The 20,605-nt window shown below is 67.6% G+C and carries 23 protein-coding genes; 11 read left to right on the top strand and 12 right to left on the bottom strand.

Translation table 11 applies throughout. The features are described from left to right. Window positions 1-28 precede the first annotated feature (28 nt). The 12 genes from motB to fliE all read right to left on the bottom strand — a co-directional run bounded on the left by motB (window position 29) and on the right by fliE (window position 9,943). Window positions 29-1,033 (bottom strand): flagellar motor protein MotB, encoded by a 1,005-nt coding sequence (gene motB, locus DBV14_RS17010; protein ID WP_124460332.1) that lies wholly within the window; start codon window positions 1,031-1,033, stop codon window positions 29-31. 33 nt (window positions 1,034-1,066) lie between these two features. Further along, window positions 1,067-1,927: a flagellar motor stator protein MotA gene (gene motA / locus DBV14_RS17005; protein ID WP_124460331.1), complete on the bottom strand. Its 861-nt coding sequence runs from the start codon at window positions 1,925-1,927 to the stop codon at window positions 1,067-1,069. 63 nt (window positions 1,928-1,990) lie between these two features. Then, window positions 1,991-2,578, bottom strand: coding sequence for a flagellar transcriptional regulator FlhC (gene flhC / locus DBV14_RS17000; protein WP_124460330.1), 588 nt, complete (start codon window positions 2,576-2,578; stop codon window positions 1,991-1,993). Further along, window positions 2,575-2,961 carry a flagellar transcriptional regulator FlhD gene (flhD, locus tag DBV14_RS16995; protein WP_260397090.1) on the bottom strand — a complete coding sequence of 129 codons (387 nt, stop codon included), beginning with the start codon at window positions 2,959-2,961 and terminating at the stop codon, window positions 2,575-2,577. The genes flhC and flhD overlap by 4 nt, the downstream gene beginning before the upstream one ends. Before the next feature lie 324 nt (window positions 2,962-3,285). After that, on the bottom strand, window positions 3,286-3,597 hold the full coding sequence (locus tag DBV14_RS16990) for an EscU/YscU/HrcU family type III secretion system export apparatus switch protein (protein ID WP_124460329.1): 312 nt from the start codon (window positions 3,595-3,597) through the stop codon (window positions 3,286-3,288). After that, on the bottom strand, window positions 3,594-4,925 hold the full coding sequence (locus DBV14_RS16985) for a flagellar hook-length control protein FliK (protein WP_124460328.1): 1,332 nt from the start codon (window positions 4,923-4,925) through the stop codon (window positions 3,594-3,596). Before DBV14_RS16985 ends, DBV14_RS16990 begins: the two co-directional genes overlap by 4 nt. 23 nt (window positions 4,926-4,948) lie before the next feature. Further along, complete coding sequence (locus DBV14_RS16980) at window positions 4,949-5,281, bottom strand: flagellar protein FliT (protein ID WP_260397089.1); 333 nt, start codon at window positions 5,279-5,281, stop codon at window positions 4,949-4,951. 40 nt (window positions 5,282-5,321) lie between these two features. Further along, the gene (gene fliS / locus DBV14_RS16975; protein ID WP_124460327.1) at window positions 5,322-5,741 is read right to left on the bottom strand and encodes a flagellar export chaperone FliS; all 420 of its coding nucleotides are present in this window, start codon (window positions 5,739-5,741) and stop codon (window positions 5,322-5,324) included. A gap of 24 nt (window positions 5,742-5,765) precedes the next feature. Next, on the bottom strand, window positions 5,766-7,208 hold the full coding sequence (gene fliD, locus DBV14_RS16970; RefSeq protein ID WP_124460326.1) for a flagellar filament capping protein FliD: 1,443 nt from the start codon (window positions 7,206-7,208) through the stop codon (window positions 5,766-5,768). A gap of 59 nt (window positions 7,209-7,267) precedes the next feature. Continuing rightward, the gene (locus DBV14_RS16965) at window positions 7,268-7,618 is read right to left on the bottom strand and encodes a flagellar protein FlaG (protein ID WP_221621893.1); all 351 of its coding nucleotides are present in this window, start codon (window positions 7,616-7,618) and stop codon (window positions 7,268-7,270) included. Window positions 7,619-7,788: 170 nt separating this feature from the next. Beyond that, complete coding sequence (locus DBV14_RS16960; RefSeq protein ID WP_124460325.1) at window positions 7,789-9,450, bottom strand: FliC/FljB family flagellin; 1,662 nt, start codon at window positions 9,448-9,450, stop codon at window positions 7,789-7,791. Window positions 9,451-9,625: 175 nt separating this feature from the next. Then, the gene (fliE, locus tag DBV14_RS16955; RefSeq protein WP_124460324.1) at window positions 9,626-9,943 is read right to left on the bottom strand and encodes a flagellar hook-basal body complex protein FliE; all 318 of its coding nucleotides are present in this window, start codon (window positions 9,941-9,943) and stop codon (window positions 9,626-9,628) included. 293 nt (window positions 9,944-10,236) lie between these two features. Between fliE and fliF the strand changes: the two genes are divergently transcribed. From fliF to fliP, 11 genes are all read left to right on the top strand, one after another. Continuing rightward, window positions 10,237-11,985 (top strand): flagellar basal-body MS-ring/collar protein FliF, encoded by a 1,749-nt coding sequence (gene fliF, locus DBV14_RS16950; RefSeq protein WP_124460323.1) that lies wholly within the window; start codon window positions 10,237-10,239, stop codon window positions 11,983-11,985. Beyond that, window positions 11,978-12,976: a flagellar motor switch protein FliG gene (fliG, locus tag DBV14_RS16945; RefSeq protein ID WP_124460322.1), complete on the top strand. Its 999-nt coding sequence runs from the start codon at window positions 11,978-11,980 to the stop codon at window positions 12,974-12,976. The genes fliF and fliG overlap by 8 nt, the downstream gene beginning before the upstream one ends. After that, window positions 12,963-13,820: a flagellar assembly protein FliH gene (fliH, locus tag DBV14_RS16940; protein WP_124460321.1), complete on the top strand. Its 858-nt coding sequence runs from the start codon at window positions 12,963-12,965 to the stop codon at window positions 13,818-13,820. Before fliG ends, fliH begins: the two co-directional genes overlap by 14 nt. 5 nt (window positions 13,821-13,825) lie before the next feature. Next, window positions 13,826-15,289 carry a flagellar protein export ATPase FliI gene (gene fliI, locus DBV14_RS16935; protein WP_124460320.1) on the top strand — a complete coding sequence of 488 codons (1,464 nt, stop codon included), beginning with the start codon at window positions 13,826-13,828 and terminating at the stop codon, window positions 15,287-15,289. Further along, the gene (gene fliJ / locus DBV14_RS16930; RefSeq protein ID WP_124460319.1) at window positions 15,286-15,741 is read left to right on the top strand and encodes a flagellar export protein FliJ; all 456 of its coding nucleotides are present in this window, start codon (window positions 15,286-15,288) and stop codon (window positions 15,739-15,741) included. Before fliI ends, fliJ begins: the two co-directional genes overlap by 4 nt. A gap of 16 nt (window positions 15,742-15,757) precedes the next feature. Next, window positions 15,758-17,179 carry a flagellar hook-length control protein FliK gene (locus DBV14_RS16925; RefSeq protein WP_124460318.1) on the top strand — a complete coding sequence of 474 codons (1,422 nt, stop codon included), beginning with the start codon at window positions 15,758-15,760 and terminating at the stop codon, window positions 17,177-17,179. A 151-nt stretch (window positions 17,180-17,330) separates the two neighbouring features. Next, entirely contained in the window at window positions 17,331-17,834 is a 504-nt protein-coding gene (locus tag DBV14_RS16920; protein WP_124460317.1) for a flagellar basal body-associated FliL family protein, read from the top strand. A 24-nt stretch (window positions 17,835-17,858) separates the two neighbouring features. Further along, window positions 17,859-18,860, top strand: coding sequence for a flagellar motor switch protein FliM (gene fliM / locus DBV14_RS16915; protein WP_124460316.1), 1,002 nt, complete (start codon window positions 17,859-17,861; stop codon window positions 18,858-18,860). Beyond that, on the top strand, window positions 18,853-19,314 hold the full coding sequence (gene fliN / locus DBV14_RS16910) for a flagellar motor switch protein FliN (protein ID WP_124460315.1): 462 nt from the start codon (window positions 18,853-18,855) through the stop codon (window positions 19,312-19,314). Before fliM ends, fliN begins: the two co-directional genes overlap by 8 nt. Beyond that, window positions 19,311-19,850 (top strand): flagellar biosynthetic protein FliO, encoded by a 540-nt coding sequence (gene fliO / locus DBV14_RS16905; protein WP_260397088.1) that lies wholly within the window; start codon window positions 19,311-19,313, stop codon window positions 19,848-19,850. Before fliN ends, fliO begins: the two co-directional genes overlap by 4 nt. Further along, window positions 19,847-20,605, top strand: coding sequence for a flagellar type III secretion system pore protein FliP (fliP, locus tag DBV14_RS16900; RefSeq protein ID WP_124460314.1), 759 nt, complete (start codon window positions 19,847-19,849; stop codon window positions 20,603-20,605). The genes fliO and fliP overlap by 4 nt, the downstream gene beginning before the upstream one ends.

The following is a 20,605-nucleotide window of genomic DNA, read 5'->3' as shown; positions in this document are numbered from 1 at the left end:
TTCTGCGTTGTCGTTGTCGTTGTCGTTGTCATTCGGCCGCGGTGGAAACCCTGGCGGGCTCGGGCTTTGCGCTGTCCGCCGGGGCGGCGGGTGCAACGGAAACGGCGGGAACACTCGCTGGACTGGCTGCAGCGGCCGCGCCAGCCGCACCGGCCGCACCCGCACCAGGAGCCAGCGACAGCTTGCCCACGCGCGTGACGCCGCCGTCGCTGCTGTTCTCGCGCTCGATGCGCTCCTGCGTGCGATGGTTCAGCAGGATGATGCTGATGCGGCGGTTGATGGGGTTGCGCGGCTCCACGCGGTCCAGGTGCATGCTGTCGGCCAGGCCGATCACGCGCAGCACCTTGCCCTCGGTCATGCCGCCGGTCACCAGTTCGCGGCGCGAGGCATTGGCGCGGTCGGCCGACAGCTCCCAGTTGCCGTACGAGCGGTCGTTGGTGTAGACGATGGCGTCGGTGTGGCCCGACAGCGTGATCTTGTTCGGCAGGCCGTTGAGCACCGGCGCCAGCTCGCGCAATATGGCGCGCATGTGCGGCACCACGCGGGCGCTGGCCAGCTCGAACATCGGGCGGTTGTCGCTGTCCACGATCTGCAGGCGCAGGCCTTCGGTCGTGATGTCGATCAATATCTGCGAGCGGAACTGCTGGAACACAGGGCTCTTCTCGATCAGCTCGTCGAGCTTCTTCTTCATCTCGGCCAGGCGGCTGGCATCGGCCTCGTCCTCGCTGGCGTCGGTGTGCTTGATCTCGCCTTCGACGTGCGTCACGTCGGCGCCGCCGCCCTGGATCATGCTGGTGCTCAGGCTGCTCTTGTCGCCGCCGGCCATGGCCACGCGCAGCGGCATGCGAAAGTGCTCGGCAATGCCTTCGCGCTGCTTCGGGCTCGATATCGACAGCAGCCACATGACGAGAAAGAACGCCATCATGGCCGTCATGAAGTCGGCGTACGCAATCTTCCAGCCGCCCCCATGGTGGGCGCCGCCGCCCGCCTTGTGGACGTGCTTGATGATGATCCGGGGCTTCGCTTCGCTCATTCGCTCATGTCCGCTGGTCTTCGCGCCTGCGCATCAGCGCGCCTTGACTTCCCGGACGTGGTCGTCCAGCTCGGTGAACGACGGGCGCTCGGTCGAGAACAGCACCTTGCGGCCGAACTCCACCGCCAGTTGCGGCGCGTAGCCATTCAGGCTGGCCAGCAGCGTGACCTTGGCGCACTGGTAGATCTTCATGCCCTCTTCGACCTTCTGCTCCACCAGCGACGCAAGTGGCGAGACGAAGCCGTAGGCCAGCAGCACGCCCAGGAAGGTGCCGACCATGGCGTGCGCAATCAGCGCGCCCATTTCCGAGGGCGGCAGGTTGGCGGAAGCCAGCGCATGCACCACGCCCATCACGGCCGCGACGATGCCCAGCGCGGGCAGCGCGTCGCCCACGCGCGAGAGGCTGTGGCCGGGCACGGCGGCCTCGTGGCGGATGGTCTCGATCTCGTGGTCCATGAGGGCCTCGATCTCGTGCGCGTCGGTGTTGCCGCTGATGACCAGGCGCAGGTAGTCGCACAGGAAGACGGTGATGCCTTCGTGCGCCATGATGTTCGGGTAGCGCTGGAAAATCTCGCTCTGGGCCGGGTCCTCGACGTCGCTTTCCAGCTTCATCATGCCCTCCTTGCGGGCCTTGGCGAGCAGCTCGTACAGCAGCGCCAGCAGGTCCATGTAGAGCTGGCGGTTGTGCTTGGAGGAGCGCAGCAGCAGCGGCAGCTCCTTGATGGTCGCCTTGATGGTCTTGCCGTTGTTGCCGGCAATGAAAGCGCCGAGCGCGGAGCCACCGATCATGAGCAACTCCACCGGCTGGAACAGGACGCCGAAGTGCCCGCCCATGAGGCCGTAGCCACCAAAGACCGCACCGATCACCACGAGATATCCAACCAGAACCAGCACGCGCTTCCCCTATGCCCTGAGGCGTCAAACCAAAAACCCCGCGCCACGGCGCGGGGCGCTTTCCTAGACGGCGCCGCCGATGTCGAGCACCGGCGCCACCGCGACCAGGCCGCCCCGGCGCACTTCCACCACCTTCGGCTTGCGCGCCTTGCCCGCGCGCGAGGGCGGACGACAGAGCACGCACACATAACCGTTCTTGTTGTCGTGCGCATGGGCCACGAAGTGCCCGCCGCAGCGGCTGCAGGTGCTGAGCTGCAGCATGTCGCTGTCGAAGAAGCGCACCATGGTCTCGGCGCGCGTGAAGTCGAGCACGACCTCGCCGCCCTGCGACTCGACCTGCCCCGAATAGAGGCGGTAGGCCTTGATGAGCGCGGGCAGTTCGCTCTCGTCGGCTTCATCGAGCATGAAGCGGTAGATGTTGTAGAACATCGACGAGTGGATGTTGGCCAGCCACGTCATGTACCAGTCGGTAGAGAACGGCAGCAGGCCCTTGGGCGGCGAAACGCCCTTGAGTTCCTTGTACAGGCGAATCAGGCGTTCGCGGCTCAACTTGACCGCGGCCTCCAGGAACTGCAGGCGGGCACCCAGCCCGATCAGTTCGACGGCAAGCTGTACCTGCCGGATCTCGCCCAGGACGCTTTTGCGAGTCATGCAGCCGCCGCACCGACTTCGCGCATCTGGGCTTGGGCCTGGGCCTGCCGCGCGGTCATGAGGATCGACATGTGCGCCTGCTGCAGCGCGGGCTCCTTGCCCTCGCCGACCACGGCAAACATCGGCCGGTCGTCCAGGCGAAAGCTGCACAGCAGGAAGTTGGATGCAGCCAGCTTCACGATCTGGCTGAGCGACATGTTCGCCAGCAAATCGGCGAGCTCGCGCCCCACGCCCAACCGGAACATGGCTTCCGCCCGATCCTGTTTCACCAGCTTCTGAGCAAGCAGCATATAGGCCAGATTAATCTCGCCGATTTCTCTCGAAATCACGCCGCTTGCATTGATATTGCAATTTTCCATGTCCACTTCCATTTGCGATTCCATGCCTACTCCGCGTTTCAACCAATCGTGTATACATTATATACACAAAGTTTTACATTTTGAAGACTTTGTAAGGCTCTGGACGAAAAAAACGTAGGATGAATCTGACACTATGGCGACTTCTCCCCTCTGGAGGGTATGCCTGGCGGCAGAAATCGGGCGAGGCAACAACACGGAAATAGTTGTTACATATAAGCTTTTTATATGAGAATTTATTCGTGCGAGAAAGCGTATTGATAAAGACTATGGGCCTGTGTTTCAAACTGATCAATGCGAATTCATTCGACATTCCATTGATTCATGACTTTGCATAGGACTTCAGGTTATTTAATGCACCGCGCGGCCGTCGCCGGCGGGCGCCGATATCGCGGCTTTATCTTCCAGCCGGTAGATCCACGCCATCAGTTCGGCGACCGCCAGATACAGCTGCGGCGGGATCTGCTGATCGAGGTCGACCTGCATCAGCAGCTTCACGAGGTCGGCCGACGAATGCACGTAGAGCCCGTTCTCGCGCGCCTCGCGCATGATCGATTCGGCCACCACGCCGTAGCCCTTGGCCACGACCACGGGCGCCTTGGTCTTGTCGGCATAAGACAGCGCGACCGCGCTGTGCCGGTTGTCGAGTGCGTCGTCACTCATGCAGCCGCCTTGGCAGTGACCTGCAACTGCTGCAGCTGAAGGCCGGCCGCTTCGAAGCGCTTGGCCAACTGGCCGGCATCGCCACGCATGCGGGCCATGGTGGTCGCTTCGCGCGCGGACAGGTGCGCCTGCACCGTCGGGCCGGTGAGGCTCAGGCGCAGATCGACTTCGCCGAGCCGCGGCAGCACCAGCGACACGGTGGTCGACCAACGGCGCTGGCTGTCTTCGTCGGCGTTGGCATGGGCACCACCGCGCTCATCGGACTTGTCCTGCTCTTCCTCGATGGACCACGACATCGGCACGTCGGGCCAGGCCTGGCCGCTCCAGCGGAAGGCCGCGCTCGCGAGCAGGTCGAGCTGCTGGTGCACGAGCGTCACGGCCTGCGGGTGAATCACTTCACGCGATGCGGGCGTGGCAGCCGTGGTGTCCGCCTGCCGCGCAGCATCGCTCGCGCGGTGCGCCGATGCCGAATCCGACACGCTGCCGGTCGATGCGTTGTCGGGCTGGCGATAAGCCGCCTGCACGCGCGCCGCATCGGAAGAAGAAGCCGGCGCCGCATTTGCCGCATTTACCGCGGTGTTTGCGAAAGACGTTGCACCACCTTGCGCCGATGCGTTGCCGGGCATGCCCTGCTGCGCCCCACCCACGTTGGCACCGCGTGGCGCGTGGCCCGAAGCATTGCCGTCCTGCGCCAGAGCCGGCGCTTGTTGTTGCGTGCTGCCCGGCTGCGCCGGGTCTTGCAGCACGGCCGACCCGAGCGCCTGTGCAAGCGCAAGCGCCGTCGCCTGCGGCACCGTTGCCGCTGCCGTTGCGGCGGCTTGCGCGGCAACGGGCGTCGACCAGCGTGCCTGCGGCTCGCGCGCCATCTGCGCCAGCGTGCGCGTGCCGCTCGCAAACTCCGCCAGGTGCGACTCGTAGAACATGCCGCTGTCGGACACCGCCTGCGCCAGCGTGCCGGCCATTGCCGACGCATTCGCGGCTTGCCGCGAAGGCCACAGCGGCGCGGCACCGCGCACCGGGCCGGGCTCCGCCTGCAGGTCGGCCAGCACCGCGCCTATCACGCGGGCCGCCACCGACAGGCGCGTCGCCACCGAAGCCGGTGCGCCCGCGCCATGCTGGCCTGCGCCACCGCCACCTGACACCGTGGCCGGCAGTTGCCGGTCGAGCGCCGCGTTCGAAGGCAGCCGCACGTCGTTGGCGAGCTTGCCGATGCCCAGCGCCGGCCCGGGTGCGCCAATGGTGGCTTCGGGCTTGATCCCCAGCACGTCGAGCCGCGGCGTCAGCCTCGCGGCCAGCAGCGCATCGATCAATCCGGCAAGTCCACTCATGGTCGCGGCATCCGGTCAGGCAGTCAGTGCGTCGACCCGTAGGCCTTGCCCAGATTCTTTTGCTGGTTCAGGTGCCCCATGCGGCCCAGGAGGTCGTCGATCTGCGGCTTGATCAGCCCCGACACCTCGGCCTGCTCCACGCGCACGCGATCGATCAGGCGCAGCACGGTCTCGACCTGCGCCGCGTCCAGCTTTTCCAGCGGCTCGATGACCTTCAGCCTGTCGACGATGGCCGAGCACTGGGCCTCGAGCCCAGGGAGCCGTCCCCATTCCTTGGCGCGCGCCAGCACCAGCATCAGGGAGATGCTGGAGGCAAGCTCCTCATAGCATTGAACGATCTCACTCCGGACTACCATTTTTTCCCTGTCTGTCTTCAATAGCGATGGCCGCCGTGCGTCAGTCGCGCGGGCGGCCGTCGATCTCCCGCCAGGCGGAAGCGATGTTCTCGAGCAACCGGTCGGCTTCGTCCAGCGCCTGCACGTCGTTGTGCAGGTTGGCGCGAAAGAGCCGCTGCACGATGTAGTCGTACAGCGCCGTGAGGTTGCCCACGAGTTCGGCGCCGGCGTCGCCGGCCGCCTTGGCGTCGAGACCGGCCTTCAGGCCGTTGTCCACGATGCCGATGGCCCGCGAGATCGCATTGCCCTTGGCTTCGATCTCGCCGGCCGCCATGTGGTGCCGGGCCATGCCGATGGCCGTCTTGGCGCCATCGAAGAGCATGGCGATGAGCTGGTGCGGCGATGCGCTCATCACGCCGGTTTCCACGCCGACGCGCGCATACGCGCCGGCGCCGGTGCGAAAGTTGTGGGAGGTGTACATCGGCTGTGGCTCCAGGTCCGCGTGTTACTTGTTGCTGCCCGTCATCGCATTGAACTGCTGCGTGAGGTAGTTCTTCGTGTTGTTCATGCTGTTGATCAGCACGTCGAGCTGGTTGAACTGCTTGCGGTAGCGGTCGACCGTGGCGTCCACGCGCATCTGCACGGCGTCGTACTGGTCGTCGAGTTCCTTGATGGTCGACGTCACGCCGTCGCTGGCCACCTTCAGGGCATTGCTGTTCAGGTCGGTCACGATCGCGTCCAGCTGCTTGCCGTAGCCGGCCGTGCTGCCCAGGCCGCTGGAGAACAGGTTGGCCACGCCCTTCAGGTTGTTGGCCAGGGCCTTGTCGAGCTTGTCGTTGTCGATTGCCAGCGTGCCGTCCTTCTGGAAGCCCACGCCGATCTCGGTGAGCACCTTCATGTCGTTCACGCCGCCGGCCTGCGGCGTGGTCAGCGCCTGGCGGATGCGCGACTGCAGGTTGCGCAGCGTGTTGTCGCCGACCAGTGCCGCGCCGGTCTTGGTCTTTGGGTCGTACGCGGTCAGCGTCTTGGCGGTGCTCTGCAGGCTGTTGTAGGCCTTCACGAAATCGGTGATGGCGGTCTTCACGCCGGCGGTGTTTTCCTTCAGCGACAGGCCGGTCTTGCCGGTGCTCACCAGCGTGAGCGTGGCGCCCTGGATGGCTTCCTTGACGGTGTTGGTGCCGCTGGTGACGTCGATGCCGTTCACGATGAGCTTGGCGTTCTGCGCCGCCGAGGTCTGCTTCAGGTTCTGCACGCCGGCCGGGTCGTTGCCCAGCAGGCCCTGCAGCGCCGGATCGCCATCGACCGTGATCCGCATGCTCGACTTCTCGCCGGTCTGCGAAGACGTCAGCACCAGCCGGTTGGGCGTGCCGCTTCCGTCGTTCACGATGGTGGCCGTCACGCCGGCCTTGGCGCTGTTGATGGCGTTGCGAATGCCTTCCAGCGTGTTGTTGCTGGAGTCGATGGTGATCGGCTTGGGCACCTGGGTCGCATCCGGCGTGAACGTGGCGCCGGTGTACTGGCCGGTCGTTTCATTGAGCGTTCCGCCCGTGATCGCGCCGAAGTCGATGGTGATCTTGCCGTTGCCGACGGCGGTCTTGGTGTCCGCACGGCCGTTGCTGATGACGGTCTGCGCCTGCGCCAGCTGCTTCACGTCGATGGTGTAGTTGCCGGCCGCGCTGACGTCCGTGGCGGACGCGGACAGGATGCCGCTGACCGTCGGCGTGCCGACCACGCTCTGGAACAGCGCCGGGTCGCCCAGCTTCTTGGCGGAGGCCTGCAGCACGCCGAGCGCGCTCTGGATCGAGCCGTAGGCCGAGAGCTTGCTGGTGTAGCTCTTGGCGCGCTCCTGCAGCGCCAGCAGCGGCTGGCTCTCGGCGGTCTGGAGTTGCTTGAGCAAGTCGGCGAGGTTGAGGTTGGAGCCGACGCCGAGGCTGCTGATCGTTGCCATGTGAGTGCTTTCCTGAAGGGGGTTTGCTTGCTGCTGCAAATAGGGAATCGGGTGCGGGCTCAGGCCGCGTGGTCCACCAGCAGACCCTTGCCGTCGCTCATCAGCTTCGCGATGCGCACGACTTCCTCGTTCGGGATCTGGCGGATGACCTCGCCGGTGGAGCGGTCGATCACCTTGACGATGAGCTTGTCGGTGTCCTTGTCGACCTCGAACTGCAGGCCGACCTCGCGCAGCTCGAGCGCGCTGTTCACCTGGCGCACCGCCTGCTCGACCTGTACCGGCGTCGCCTCTTCCCGGGCTTCGTCCTTCGCCGTGGTCGACAGGCCGCGCACGCCCGCGGCGCCGCCGACGAGCAGCTGCGTCCAAGGGCTGTCCTTCGCGGGGATCGCTGGCACGGGGTTCGACATCATTTCCACCTTGTTTTTGTTGCTTCGCTGTCCTTTGCGGCCTTGCCATGGGGCATGGCCGCAGAGGACAGCGCAGGCGGTCCCGGCTTGCTTCCGGGGGCCTGCGCCTGCCGGACACCCACCCTTGCGGGAGGGAGCCGGCATTGCCTTTTCTTCTAGCTAGACCTTGTCGATCAACGCAGGAGCGACAGCACGCCTTGCGTGGTCTGGTTGGCTTGCGACAGCACCGAGGTACCTGCTTGTTGCAGGATCTGGGCGCGCGTCATGTTCGACACTTCCACTGCGTAGTCGGCGTCTTGAATGCGCGAGCGCGACGACGACAGGTTGGTCACCGTGGTGCCCAGGTTCGAGATGGCCGAGTCGAAACGGTTCTGCACCGCACCCAGCGCGCCGCGCAGGCTGTCGACCTTGGCCAGGGCCTTGTCGAGAGCTGCCAGCGGGTCCACCGTCTTGGCGCCCTTGCTGGTGGTGTCGGTCGTCAGCTTGCCGGCCGAGTTGACGTATGCAACAGCGCCGATGGCCGCTGCGTACTTGCCCGTGCCGGTGGTGGCTGCCACGGTGACTTCGCCGTTGACAGCGTTCACGGCGTACGACGTCGTGTAGCTGGCGCCGGTCTTGGTCATTTCGCCGTCGGAGTCCATCCACGTGTCGGTGGAAGAAGAACCGGCAGCGCCGAAGGTCACGGTCGAAGCGTAGATGCCCGAACCCAGTCCCACGGTCACGCCAGCGGCGCCGGCCACTGCCGTCAGGACCTGGTCCTTGGTGGCCGTGTCGGTGTAGCTGAAGCCCGAAGCCGCGCCGGCTGCGAAGTTGTACGTCTTGCCACCCATCGAGATGCTCGAAGCGGCAACCGAACCGTCACCGGCGGCGAACAGGGTCGCTGCGGTGGCTGCCGGAGGCGCGCCTGCATTGTTGGTCGTCAGGTTGCCACCCGACAGGTAGGCTGCCTGGCCGCCGACCGTGATCGAGCCGTCGCTGGCGAGTTCGAAGCTCGTCGAAGCGCCTGCGCCGTTGGTGTACGTACCGGACACGGTCTTGCCAGCCGGGGGCACCAGGGTGCCGGCGAAGGCAGCGACGCCAGCCGAAGCCACCGTCTTCACGGTCTTGAAGTTGCCGGCTGCTTCGTCGTACTTGTAGGTGGCTGCACCCACGGTCACGACGTTGCCGTCCTTCATGGCGCCAACAGCCTGTTCGGCGGTCACGGCGGTCTGGTTGGTCGTCACGACATACGGGCCCGTGCCGGTCGCGCCAGCCTTGGTCAGGTCGTTGACGTTGGCCTTGGTGTTGGCGGAAACGCCCTTGCCGTTGATGTTGAAGCCGTCCAGGCCGAGGGTCTTGGCGCTGATTTCCTTCAGGTCGATGTCGATGGTTTCGCCATCGTTCGCGCCGACTTGCACGGTCAGCTTGCCGGCGTTGGCCGACAGGACCTTCACGCCGTTGAACTGGGTCTGTTCCGAGACGCGGTTGATTTCGTCCAGGCGCAGGCCGATTTCCGACTGGATCGAGTCCAGGTCGGTGGCCGAGTTCGTGCCCGTGGCGGCTTGCACCGACAGTTCACGGATGCGTTGCAGGTTGTTGTTGACTTCGGTCAGCGCGCCTTCGGTCGTTTGAGCGATCGAGATGCCGTCGTTGGCGTTGCGCGTTGCTTGCGTCAGGCCCTTGATGTTGGCCGTGAAGCGGTTGGCGATGGCCTGGCCCGCAGCGTCGTCCTTGGCGCTGTTGATACGCATGCCCGACGACAGGCGCTCGATGGCGCTGTTCAGCGCCGACTGCGACTTGTTGAGGTTGTTCTGCGTGAGAAGAGAGAGGCTGTTCGTGTTGATGACTTGCGCCATGTTCGACTCCTGATTAACAAAGGTTGTGTGACTCCGGCCATCGGCCGTAACGCTGGACCCGCTTCCACTGAGAGACTCAAGCCATCGTTGAGTTGGTTATCGGCGGACCCTCACAAACCTTTAGGGCCATGTACAAAAAAGTTGCACAGGCGGCCCAGGGCACCCTCTTGCCGCGTCAGGCCTGCATGTTCATGACTTCCTGGTAGGCCGTGACCAGGCGGTTGCGCACCTGCAATCCGGTCTGGAAAGCCACGTTGGCCTTCTGCAGGTCGACCATCACGTCGTTCAGCGCGACGCCGGGCTTGCCCAGCTCGAACGACTCGGCCTGCGCATAGGCGCTTTGCTGGGCGCCGCTGATGTTGGCGAGCGAGCGCTTGAGCTCGGCCGCGAAACCACCGGCCTCGACCGGCGCGCCGGAGCTGGGGGCGATGCCGGTGGCGAGCGCGGTGGCGCGCATCTGCTGCAGGACGGATTCGATGGCGTTGATCGACATGGTGAATTCTTCTTCCGTGTGAACACTTCTGCGTGACTTGACATGGAGGGTCCAAACCCTCCGGCTGGCGAGCAGCGTAACAAGGGAAGACCCCGATTCAAGCGCTCAACTGAGGGCAAAAACCCCGGCTGTTCGACCGATCGAATTTCAGACCGACTGTTGACAATCGTTCGCGAAACGACAGGCCGCGGACGACTTCACCGGCCACCCGGAATGAACTCTCAACACCGAATCCCCTCCCTCACCATGGCGCTGGACCACTGCGGCCCGACGGCCATGACGAAGGTTTGCCAATGAGCACGGCAGCGCCCGCGGGCAGCCTGCCGGCCGCCAATGGCCTCCCCCCGATCCTGGACCGCATGCGTGCCCAGCCGAAGCTGCCGATGATCATCGGCGCCGCGGCGCTGGTGGCCGCGGCGGCCGCGTTCCTGCTGTGGAGCCGCGGCCCCGACTACAAGGTGCTCTACACCAATGTGTCGGACCGCGACGGCGGCGCGATCATCGCGTCGCTGCAGCAGATGAACGTGCCCTACAAGTTCGCCGAAGGCGGCGGCGCGATCCTGATCGCGGGCGACAAGGTGGCGGAAACGCGCCTGAAGCTCGCGGCCCAGGGCCTGCCCAAGGCGGGCGGCGTCGGCTTCGAACTGATGGACAACCAGAAGTTCGGCACCAGCCAGTTCGCCGAGCAGATCAATTACCAGCGCGGGCTGGAAGGCGAGCTGGCGCGCTCCATCGAGTCGATCGGCACCATCGAGGCGGCGCGCGTGCACCTGGCGCTGCCCAAGCCCTCGCTGTTCGTGCGCGACCAGAAGAAGCCCTCGGCTTCGGTGGTGCTCACGCTGATGCGCGGGCGCAGCATCGACGAAGGCCAGGTCAGCGCCATCGTCCACATGATCTCCAGCAGCGTGCCCGACCTGGACGCCAAGAGCGTCACGGTGGTCGACCAGCGCGGCAACCTGCTGTCGTCGGCGCGCGGCACCGACCGCGGGCTGGACGTGAGCCAGCTCAAATATGCGCAGGAGATCGAGCAGGGCTACATCCGCCGCATCGAGACCATCCTGCAGCCCATCGTGGGCACGACCAACGTGCGCGCGCAGGTGGCGGCCGAGATCGACTTCTCGGTGGTCGAGCACACCGACGAGAAGTACAAGCCCAACCAGGACCCGGCGCAGGCCGCCGTGCGCAGCCAGCAGTCCAGCGAATCGGCGCAGCACAACGGCACGCCGCCGGGCGGCGTGCCGGGCGCGCTGTCGAACCAACCGCCGGTGAACCCGAGCGCACCGATCGTCGGCCCGCGCGCGCCCAACGCGCCGGGCACGCCGCCTCCGGGAACGCCAGGGGCACCTGGAACACCGGGCACGCCGGGCGCTCCGGGCGCCACGACCACCGCCACGGCGGGCGCCGCCTCCGGCCCGAGCAGCACGCGCAAGGACACCACCACCAACTACGAGCTGGACCGCACCATCCGCCACATCCAGCAAGCCGCCGGCGGCGTGAAGCGCCTGTCGGTCGCCGTGGTGGTGAACAACCGCGACACGGTGGATGCCGCGGGCAAGACCATCAGCCGCGCGCTGACGCCGGCCGAGCTGGAACAGATCCGCAACCTGGCCAAGGAAGCCATGGGCTTCAGCCAGGAACGCGGCGACTCGCTCAACGTGGTCAACAGCGCCTTTGCCCGCGACGCCGACACCGGTCCCGCGCCCGACGTGCCGTTCTGGCGCGACCGCGAGAACGTCGAGCTCGGCAAGACGCTGGGCCAGTACCTGCTGATTGCGCTGCTCGCGCTGTTCGCCTGGTTCGCCGTGGTGCGCCCGCTGATGCGCCGCCACCTGGCCGGCGCGCCGCCGCCGCCGGTCGCTCCCCCCGCCGCCCTCGCCCCGGTCGCCGAGCCGGGCACCGAAGGGCCCTCGCCTGAAGAAAGCCTGCGCGAGCGCGAGGCCAACCGCCAGAAGGCCGACATGGACTACGCCCACCAGATCGCCGACAAGGACCCGAAGCTGGTCGCCACCCTGATCCAGCACTGGATGAACACCGATGAGTAGCGAACTGGGAACCCGCAAGGGCGCCATCCTGCTGATGGCGCTGGGCGAAGACCGCGCCGCCGCCGCGCTGCACCAGCTGCCCACCTCCGAGGTGCAGACGCTGGGCCTGGCCATGTCCAAGCTCACGTCGGTCTCCAAGGAAGAGCTGGCCGCCGTGCTGGCCGAGTTCCGCCAGGAGACCGAGCAGCTGTCGGCCCTGCACCTGGGCTCGACCAGCTACATCCGCGCGGTGCTGAAGAAGGCACTGGGCGACGACCGCGCCAGCAACCTGCTGGAAGACATCTTGCAGCCCGACGAGCCGCATGGCGGCATCGAGCGGCTCAACGAACTCGAGGCCGGCGAAGTGGCCGAGCTCATCCGCGACGAGCACCCGCAGATCCTTGCGACGCTGCTGGTGCACCTGGACCGCATGAAGGCCTCCGAGGTGCTGGAGAAGCTGCCCGCCCGCCTGCGCCACGACGTGATCATGCGCGTGGCCACCTTCGGCGGCGTGCAGCCCACGGCGCTGAACGAGCTGACCGACGTGCTCACCGAAATGCTGGCCGGCCAGGGCCTGCGCCGCAGCCGCCTGGGTGGCGTGCGCACGGCGGCCGAGATCGTCAACCTCATGAGCACCGCGGTAGAAGAAGAAGCCATTGCCCACGTGCGCGAACAGGACGAGGCACTGGCCCAGCGCATCGTCGACGAGATGTTCGTGTTCGAGAACCTGCTCGGCCTGGAAGACCGCAGCATCCAGCGCCTGCTGAAAGACATCGAGTCCGACTCGCTCATCATCGCGCTCAAGGGCGCGCCGATGGAGCTGCGCGACAAGTTCCTCAACAACATGTCGCAGCGTGCCGCGGAAACGCTGCGCGAGGACATGGAACTGCGCGGCCCCGTGCGCGTGTCGCAGGTCGAGACCGAGCAGAAGGCCATCCTGCAGGTGGCACGCCGCCTTGCGGAAGCCGGCGAAATCGTGATTGCGGCGCCTGGCACCGATGACTTCGTTTGACACCGGCGCCTTCGGCGAATCACGCGAACGCCTCGCGGCCATCCAGGCGGCGGCGCGCCAGGCCACGCCTGGAAAAACTGGAATGAACGGCCTGAGCGGCGCGGGCGGCAAACCCGTCAAGCCGGTGCTTTCAGCATGGGAGCGCTGGGAGATGGGCACGCTCGACGGCAAGACGCCTTCGTCCGGCGCGTCGGCGGCGCGCAAGGCCGCCGAGCGCAGCAACAGCGTGCCGGCCACCCCGCCCGCCCCGAAGATCGACCTTGCCGAGCTGGCCCGCATCCGCAAGGAAGCGCGCACCAACGGCGAGGCCGAAGGCCGCGCCGCGGGCCTGGCCGAAGGCCGCAAGGTCGGCCACACCGAAGGCCTGGCCACCGGCCTCGCGGCCGCCAGCGTGCACGCCGAACGGCTGCGCGCGCTGGCCCAGTCGCTGCCCGATGCCCTGCGCCGCGCCGAAGGCGAGCTGGCCGAAGCCGTGCTCGCGCTGGCGCTCGACGTGGCGCGCCAGGTGGTGCACCGCACCCTGAAGGCCGAGCCCGAATGGGTGCTGCCCGTAGTGCGCGACCTGCTCAACACCGACCCCGCGCTGCGCGGCGAGCCGCGCCTGCTGCTGCACCCCGACGACGTGGCGCTGGTAAAGAACAGCCTGGGCTCCGAGATCGAAGCCGCCGGCTGGCAGGTACGCGCCGACGACACCATCGCGCGCGGCGGCTGCCGCGTGCAGTCCGCCAGCGGCGAACTCGACGGCAGCCTGCAGACCCGCTGGAAGCGCGTGAGCTCCGCCCTGCGCGGCGAGGCCGACGGCATCGACGGTGACGGCGGCAACGACGAACTGCAAACGCTCTGACCCCGATGCAGGCCACCGCCCCCAACCCCCACAACCCCCATCTGCAGACCGTGCTGTCCGCGCTGGACAAGGCGCGCGACAACGTCGCGCGCTGCACGGGCACCACCGTGGCCTCGGGCCGCCTCACGCGCGCAGTGGGCCTGGTGCTCGAAGCCGTGGGCCTGCAACTGCCGGTGGGCAGCGACTGCCTGATCGAGCTGCCGCCCGGCCATCCGCAGCGCCATGCTGAAGCCGAGGTCGTGGGCTTTGCGGGCGACCGTCTCTTCTTGATGTCGCAGACCGAAGTGGCGGGCCTGCTGCCCGGCGCGCGCGTGTTCGCGCGGCCCGGCCTGCTGGAGCCCGGCGCGACCGGCGACGCCCACACCAAGCGCCTGCCGGTGGGCGAAGGCATGCTCGGCCGCGTGGTCGATGCGGCCGGCCGCCCGCTCGACGGGCTGGGCCCGCTCGACGTGTCGCGCAAGGTGCCGCTGGCTTCGCCGCCGATCAACCCGCTGTCGCGCGCGGCCATCGACTCGGTGCTCGACGTGGGCGTGCGCGCCATCAACGCGATGCTCACCGTCGGCCGCGGCCAGCGCATGGGCCTGTTCGCCGGCTCCGGCGTGGGCAAGAGCGTGCTGCTCGGCATGATGGCGCGCTACACCAGCGCCGAAGTGATCGTGGTCGGCCTGATCGGCGAACGCGGCCGCGAGGTGAAGGACTTCATCGAGAACACGCTGGGCGAAGAAGGCCTGGCCCGCGCCGTGGTGGTGGCCGCTCCCGCCGACAACCCGCCACTGCTGCGCCTGCAGGGCGCGGCCTATGCCACCTGCCTGGCCGAGTACTTTCGCGACCAGGGCAAGGACGTGCTGCTGATCATGGATTCGCTCACCCGCTACGCCATGGCGCAACGCGAAATTGCGCTGGCCGTGGGCGAGCCGCCCGCCACCAAGGGCTATCCGCCTTCGGTGTTCGCGCGCCTGCCCGCGCTGGTCGAACGCGCCGGCAACGGTGCGCGCGACGCGCAGGGCCGTGGCGGCTCGATCACCGCCTTCTATACGGTGCTGTCCGAGGGCGACGACCAGCAGGACCCGATTGCCGACGCGGCGCGCGCCATCCTGGACGGCCACGTGGTGCTGTCGCGCACGCTGGCCGAAGCCGGGCACTACCCCGCCATCGACATCGAGGCGTCGATCAGCCGCGCCATGACCGCGCTGATCACGCCGGGGCAGTTCGACACCGTGCGCCGCTTCAAGCAGATGCTGTCGCGCTACCAGCGCAACCGCGACCTGATCAGCGTGGGCGCCTATGCGCCCGGCCACGACCTGCAGCTGGACCAGGCGATCGCGATGTACCCGCGCATCGAGTCGTTCCTGCAGCAGTCGATGCACGAGCGCACCGACTACACGGATTCCATCGCCCAGCTGGACAGCCTGTTCGCGTCCGAGCCGCGGACGCAGGCGCAGGCACCGAACCGACAAGGACGCACATGAGCAGCAAGCTTCCCCTGGACATGCTGATCGACCTGGCGCAGAACCAGACCGACGACGCCGCGCGGCGCCTGGGCGCGCTGCAAAGCGCCCACCTGAGCGCCCAGCAGAAGCTCGACCTGCTGCTGCAGTACCGGCAGGACTACCACGACCAGCTCGACACCCTGATGCGCGGCGGCCTGCCGTCTTCGCAGTGGCGCAACTACCGCAACTTCCTCGGCACGCTCGACGGCGCCATCGAGCAGCAGCGCGCCATTGCCACCCAGACCGAGAACCGGCTCGACCGCGGGCGCACCGACTGGCAGCAGGAAAAGCGCCGCCTCAGTTCCTTCGACACGCTGGCCGAACGCGTGCGCATGCAGGCGCTGATGGTCGAGGCCAAGCGCGAACAACGCGACAGCGACGAACGCGCCGCCCGCAAGTTCTTCGACCGGGCCTCCCACCCGACCCTCTGAATTCCCAGGAATCGACATGCCTTCCATGACCACGCCTTCCGTCATTCCCAACGCCTCCGGCCAGCCGGTTTCGCAGGGCGGCACGCGCGCCCGCAACGCCGACGAAGCGCAGGGCCGCAGCTTTGGCGCCGCGCTCGACCGCTCGCGCAACGGCAACGCCGCGAAGACGCCTGAAGAAAGCGCCGACGTCGCCGCCATCGAGCGCGGCAAGCCGCTGCGCAAGCAGGCGCCCGCCGAAGACGTGAAAGACGCGCTGCCCGCCGACCCGAACCTCGCCTTCCTGGCGCCCGCGAACACGCCGCTGCATGCGCTGACCCTCGCGGGCCGCGCGGCAGCACAAGATGGCCGCGCCACCGATGCGTCCGGCGTGCCGGTGACCGCCGGCGCGGCGACCGACATTCCGGTGGACGCCACCGCGCAAGATGCAGCGGCGAAGACGCAACCTGGCACGGTGCTGGTGGGCGCCGACACGCAGGCCACGCCCGAGGCCGCCTTCGCGGCCAAGGACGCCGCAGACAAGACGGCTGCCGCGCCCACGGCCCAGAAAATGCCGCTCGACAACGACGCCGCGCCTGCCGCGCCGTTCGCTTCGCTGCAGGAAGTCGTGCGTGCCGCCGTGGCCGCGCAGGCGATGGCCGTCGACGGCGCGAAGCCCGCTTCGGCACCCGCCGGTTCGCCGATCGGCACCGCCGCATCGGGCCGCACCGGTGGTGCCCGCGCCGCCGTGAGCGCGACGACCGCCGAACAGCTGGCCGCCGCCGCGCAGCCGAAGGCCGCGGAAGCCACAACGCCCGCCGCAGCCGTAGCCAACGCAGCTCCCGCCCTGGCCGCCGCGGCCGACGACGCCACCGACCCGTCGGTGGCCGTGAACCCCGTCGCGCTGCAGCAGCCCGCCTCCGCTTCGGCATCGACCGAGCGCGCGGCCGACGCATCCGCCACGCGCGGCCCGCTGCACACCATCGCGCCCGAAGTCGGCAGCGAGAAGTGGGCACCGGCCCTGGGTCAGCAACTCGCGCGCATGAGCGCCGGTGGCCATCACACGGCCGAGCTGAACCTCAACCCCGCCGGCCTCGGCCCACTGAAGGTCACGCTGTCGATGGGCGACAACCAGGCGCAGGCGATGTTCGTGTCGGCCCATGAGAGCGTGCGCAAGGCCATCGAGGCCGCGCTGCCGCAACTGCGCACCAGCCTGTCGGAACAGGGCATCACGCTGGGCCAGACCTCGGTCGGCGCGGAAACCCGCCAGCCCTTCGGGCAGGACGCCGCGTTTGCGCAACAGCAGCAACAACAGCAGCAACAGAACGCCGCGCGGCTGCAAGGCCCGTCCAGCTACCCCGGTGCCGGCCGCACCGCCGGCGACGTGCCGGCGGCGCCCGTCGCCGCCACGCGCGCCAGCCTGCCCGGCCACGCGGGCTCAGGAGTCGACACCTTCGCCTGAGGCCCCCAGCTCCCTCGCCTCCCCGCACCGGCGGCGCCCTTTCCGGGCGCGCCTCAATGAACGGATATGAAGCGCCTTTGCGCGCTTGTTCGGCCGTTCGTTCGCGGGGGACTTCGCAAAGAATAGATCGGACCCGTAAACCCGCTTCACCATGGCTTCTTCCTCTCCAGTCGCAACCGCCGCCGTCACGGCCGCGCCGGCCCCACGCCGCTCCTCGAAGCTTCTGATCGGGCTCGTGCTCGTCGTCGGCATCGCCGCCGTCGGCGCGGCTGCCTACGTCTTCGTTCCCCGCTTCATGGGCGCGCCCGCCGCGGAAACCGTCAAGGCACCGGCGCCCGACAAGCCGATCTTCGTCATGCTGGACCCGCTGACCGTCAACCTGCAGTCCGAAGGGCGCTCGCGCTTCCTGCAGATCGGCATGGCGCTGAAGGTGCGCGACGAGCCGGCCAAGGCGCAGATCGTCGAGTTCATGCCCGAGCTGCGCAGCCGCCTGCTGGTGCTGCTGTCGAACCGCCCGCCCGAGTCGCTGGTGACGCCGGAAGACAAGGCCAAGCTGGCCGAGGAAATCCGCGCCGCGCTGAACGCGCCGCTGGCCGCCGGAATGCCCGAGCTGGGCATCTTCAGCGTTTCCTTCAGCACCTTCGTCGTGCAGTGACACCCTCCCCCAGACAAGCGACCCATGGCGTATGAACAGGTGCTTTCCCAGGACGAGGTCGATGCGCTCTTGCAAGGCGTCACCGGCGGAGACCTCGACCAGGCGGCCACGCCCGCGCCGCCGCCCGACGGCCTGCCGGCCTACGACCTCGGCGCACCCGACCGCGTGGTGCGCAACCGCATGCACACGCTGGAGGTCATCAACGACCGCTTTGCGCGCGGCCTGCGCGGCGCGCTGCTGAACTTCATGCGCCGCAGCCCCGACATTTCGGTGGGGCCCGTGCAGATCCAGCAGTACGGCGAGTTCGTGCGGCACCTTCCGGTGCCCGCGAACATCAACATGATCCACATGAAGCCGCTGCGCGGCACCGCGCTCTTCGTGTTCGACCCGAAGCTGGTGTTCCTGGTGGTGGACAACCTCTTCGGCAGCGACGGCCGCTACCACGTGCGCGTGGAAGGCCGCGACTTCACGCGCACCGAGCAGCGCATCATCAAGCGCCTGCTCGACCTGTCGCTGCAGTGCTACGGCGAAGCCTGGCAGCCGGTGTTCCCGCTGGACTTCGACTACGTGCGCGCCGAGATGCACGGCAAGCTCGCCAACATCGTGGCGCCCAACGAGGTGGTGATCAACACTACGCTGCAGATCGAGTTCGGCCCCGTGGGCGGCTTCCTGCACGTGTGCCTGCCCTACTCGATGATCGAGCCGATCCGCGACCTGCTGTCCAACCCGATCCAGGACGAGGTCGAGGTCGACAAGCGCTGGGTCACGCAGATGTCGCGCCAGATGCAGGCCGCCGATGTCGAGCTCACCGCCGACTTCGTGACCATGCCCTCGACGCTGGGCGAAGTCATGAAGCTGCAGGTCGGCGACGTGATCCCTATCGAACTGCCGGCGACGGTGGTCGCCAAGGTCGGCGGCGTGCCGGTGATGGAGTGCGGCTACGGCACCTCCAACGAACGCTACGCCCTGCGCGTGCAACACATGATCTCCCACCAAGACACCGATTTGAAGAACGACCATGACTGACAACACCCCTGCCGCCAGCGACGCGGACGACTGGGCCAGCGCGCTGGCCGAGCAGACGGCCGCCACCGCACCGCCGCCGGCACCGGCTCCCGAACCCGCCGTGGCCCCCGCCACCGCGCAGGTCTTCCAGCAGCTCCAGGACACGCCCATCGCGCCCGTTGCGCCGGGCGCACCATCGGGCTCCACGCCCGTGGACATCGCCCGCGTGCTCGACGTGCCGGTGCAGCTCACGGCAGAAATCGGCCGCACGCGCATCACCATCAAGAACCTGCTGCAGCTGTCGCAGGGCTCGGTGGTCGAGCTCGACGGCCTGGCCGGCCAGCCGCTCGACGTGCTGATCAACGGCTACCTGATCGCGCAGGGCGAAGTGGTGGTGGTGAACGAGAAGTACGGCATTCGCCTGACCGACATCGTCACGCCGTCCGAGCGGATGCAGAAGCTCGCACGCTCATGAACCTGGCGAGCCTGGTGAGCGTGGCGCGGCCCTCGACTTTCCTCGCGCGGGGAACGGCGTTGCTGCTCGTCGGCCTGCACATGGCCCAGGCGGCGCATGCCGCGCTGCCCACCGTGCCCGCGCCGGTTCACGAAGCCACGCCGTCGTCCGCCGTGGGCGGCGGCGGCCTGCTGCAAGCCGGCTTCGGCATGGCAGCGGTGGTCGGCATGATCTTCCTTTGCGCCTGGCTGGCGCGGCGCTTCGGCTTTCAGCGGCTGGGCAGCGGACAGCTCGTGAAAGTGGTGTCGAGTGCCATGGTCGGCCAGCGCGAACGCGTGGTCGTGGTGGAGGTCGGCAGCCAGTGGCTGGTGCTCGGCGTCACCAGCAGCCAGGTCAACATGCTGCACACGCTGCCGGCCCAGGCCCAGCCCGTGGCGGCCGGCCCGCAGGCCAATCAAGCCATTCAGGCCACCCAGGCCACGCCCCGCAGCCCCGTCGAACTCTTTGCCCAGAAGCTGCGCGAATCCCTCTCGGGCAAGGCGCGCACCGCCCCATGATGCATCCCGCCTTGCGCCGCGGCCTGCGCGTCGCGCTGTTGCTGCTCGCCGCCACGCTGCCCGCCGCCGCCTGGACCCAGGGCCTGCCCGGCATCACCAGCACGCCCGGCCCCGGCGGCAGCCAGACCTGGTCGCTGAGCGTGCAGACCATGGTGCTGCTGACCTCGCTCACCTTCCTGCCCGCGCTGCTGCTGTCGATGACCAGCTTCACGCGCATATTGATCGTGCTGGGCCTGCTGCGCACCGCCATCGGCACGCAGACGTCGCCGCCCAACCAGATATTGGTCGGGCTGTCGCTGTTCCTGACCTTCTTCGTGATGTCGCCGGTGTTCGACAAGGTCTACACCGACGCCTACGTGCCCTTCTCCGAGAACAAGCTCAGTGCCGACAAGGCACTGGAGCGCGGCATTGCGCCCTTCAAGACCTTCATGCTCAAGCAGACCCGCGAGACCGACCTGGCCCTGTTCGCGCGGCTCGCCAAGGTGCCCGACATGCAGGGGCCCGAAGAAGTGCCGCTGCGCATCCTGCTGCCGTCCTTCGTCATCAGCGAGCTGAAGACGGCGTTCCAGATCGGCTTCACCATCTTCATTCCCTTCCTCATCATCGACCTCGTGGTGGCGAGCGTGCTCATGTCGATGGGCATGATGATGGTGCCGCCCGCGTCCATTGCGCTGCCCTTCAAGCTGATGCTGTTCGTGCTGGCCGACGGCTGGCAATTGCTGATCGGCGCGCTGACGCAAAGCTTCTACCTCTAG

Source organism: Variovorax sp. KBW07 (assembly GCF_003852515.1).
Classification (GTDB): Bacteria; Pseudomonadota; Gammaproteobacteria; order Burkholderiales; family Burkholderiaceae_C; genus Variovorax.
Note: the sequence above shows the minus strand (reverse complement) of the source record. Positions and strands in the feature narration are given on the sequence as shown.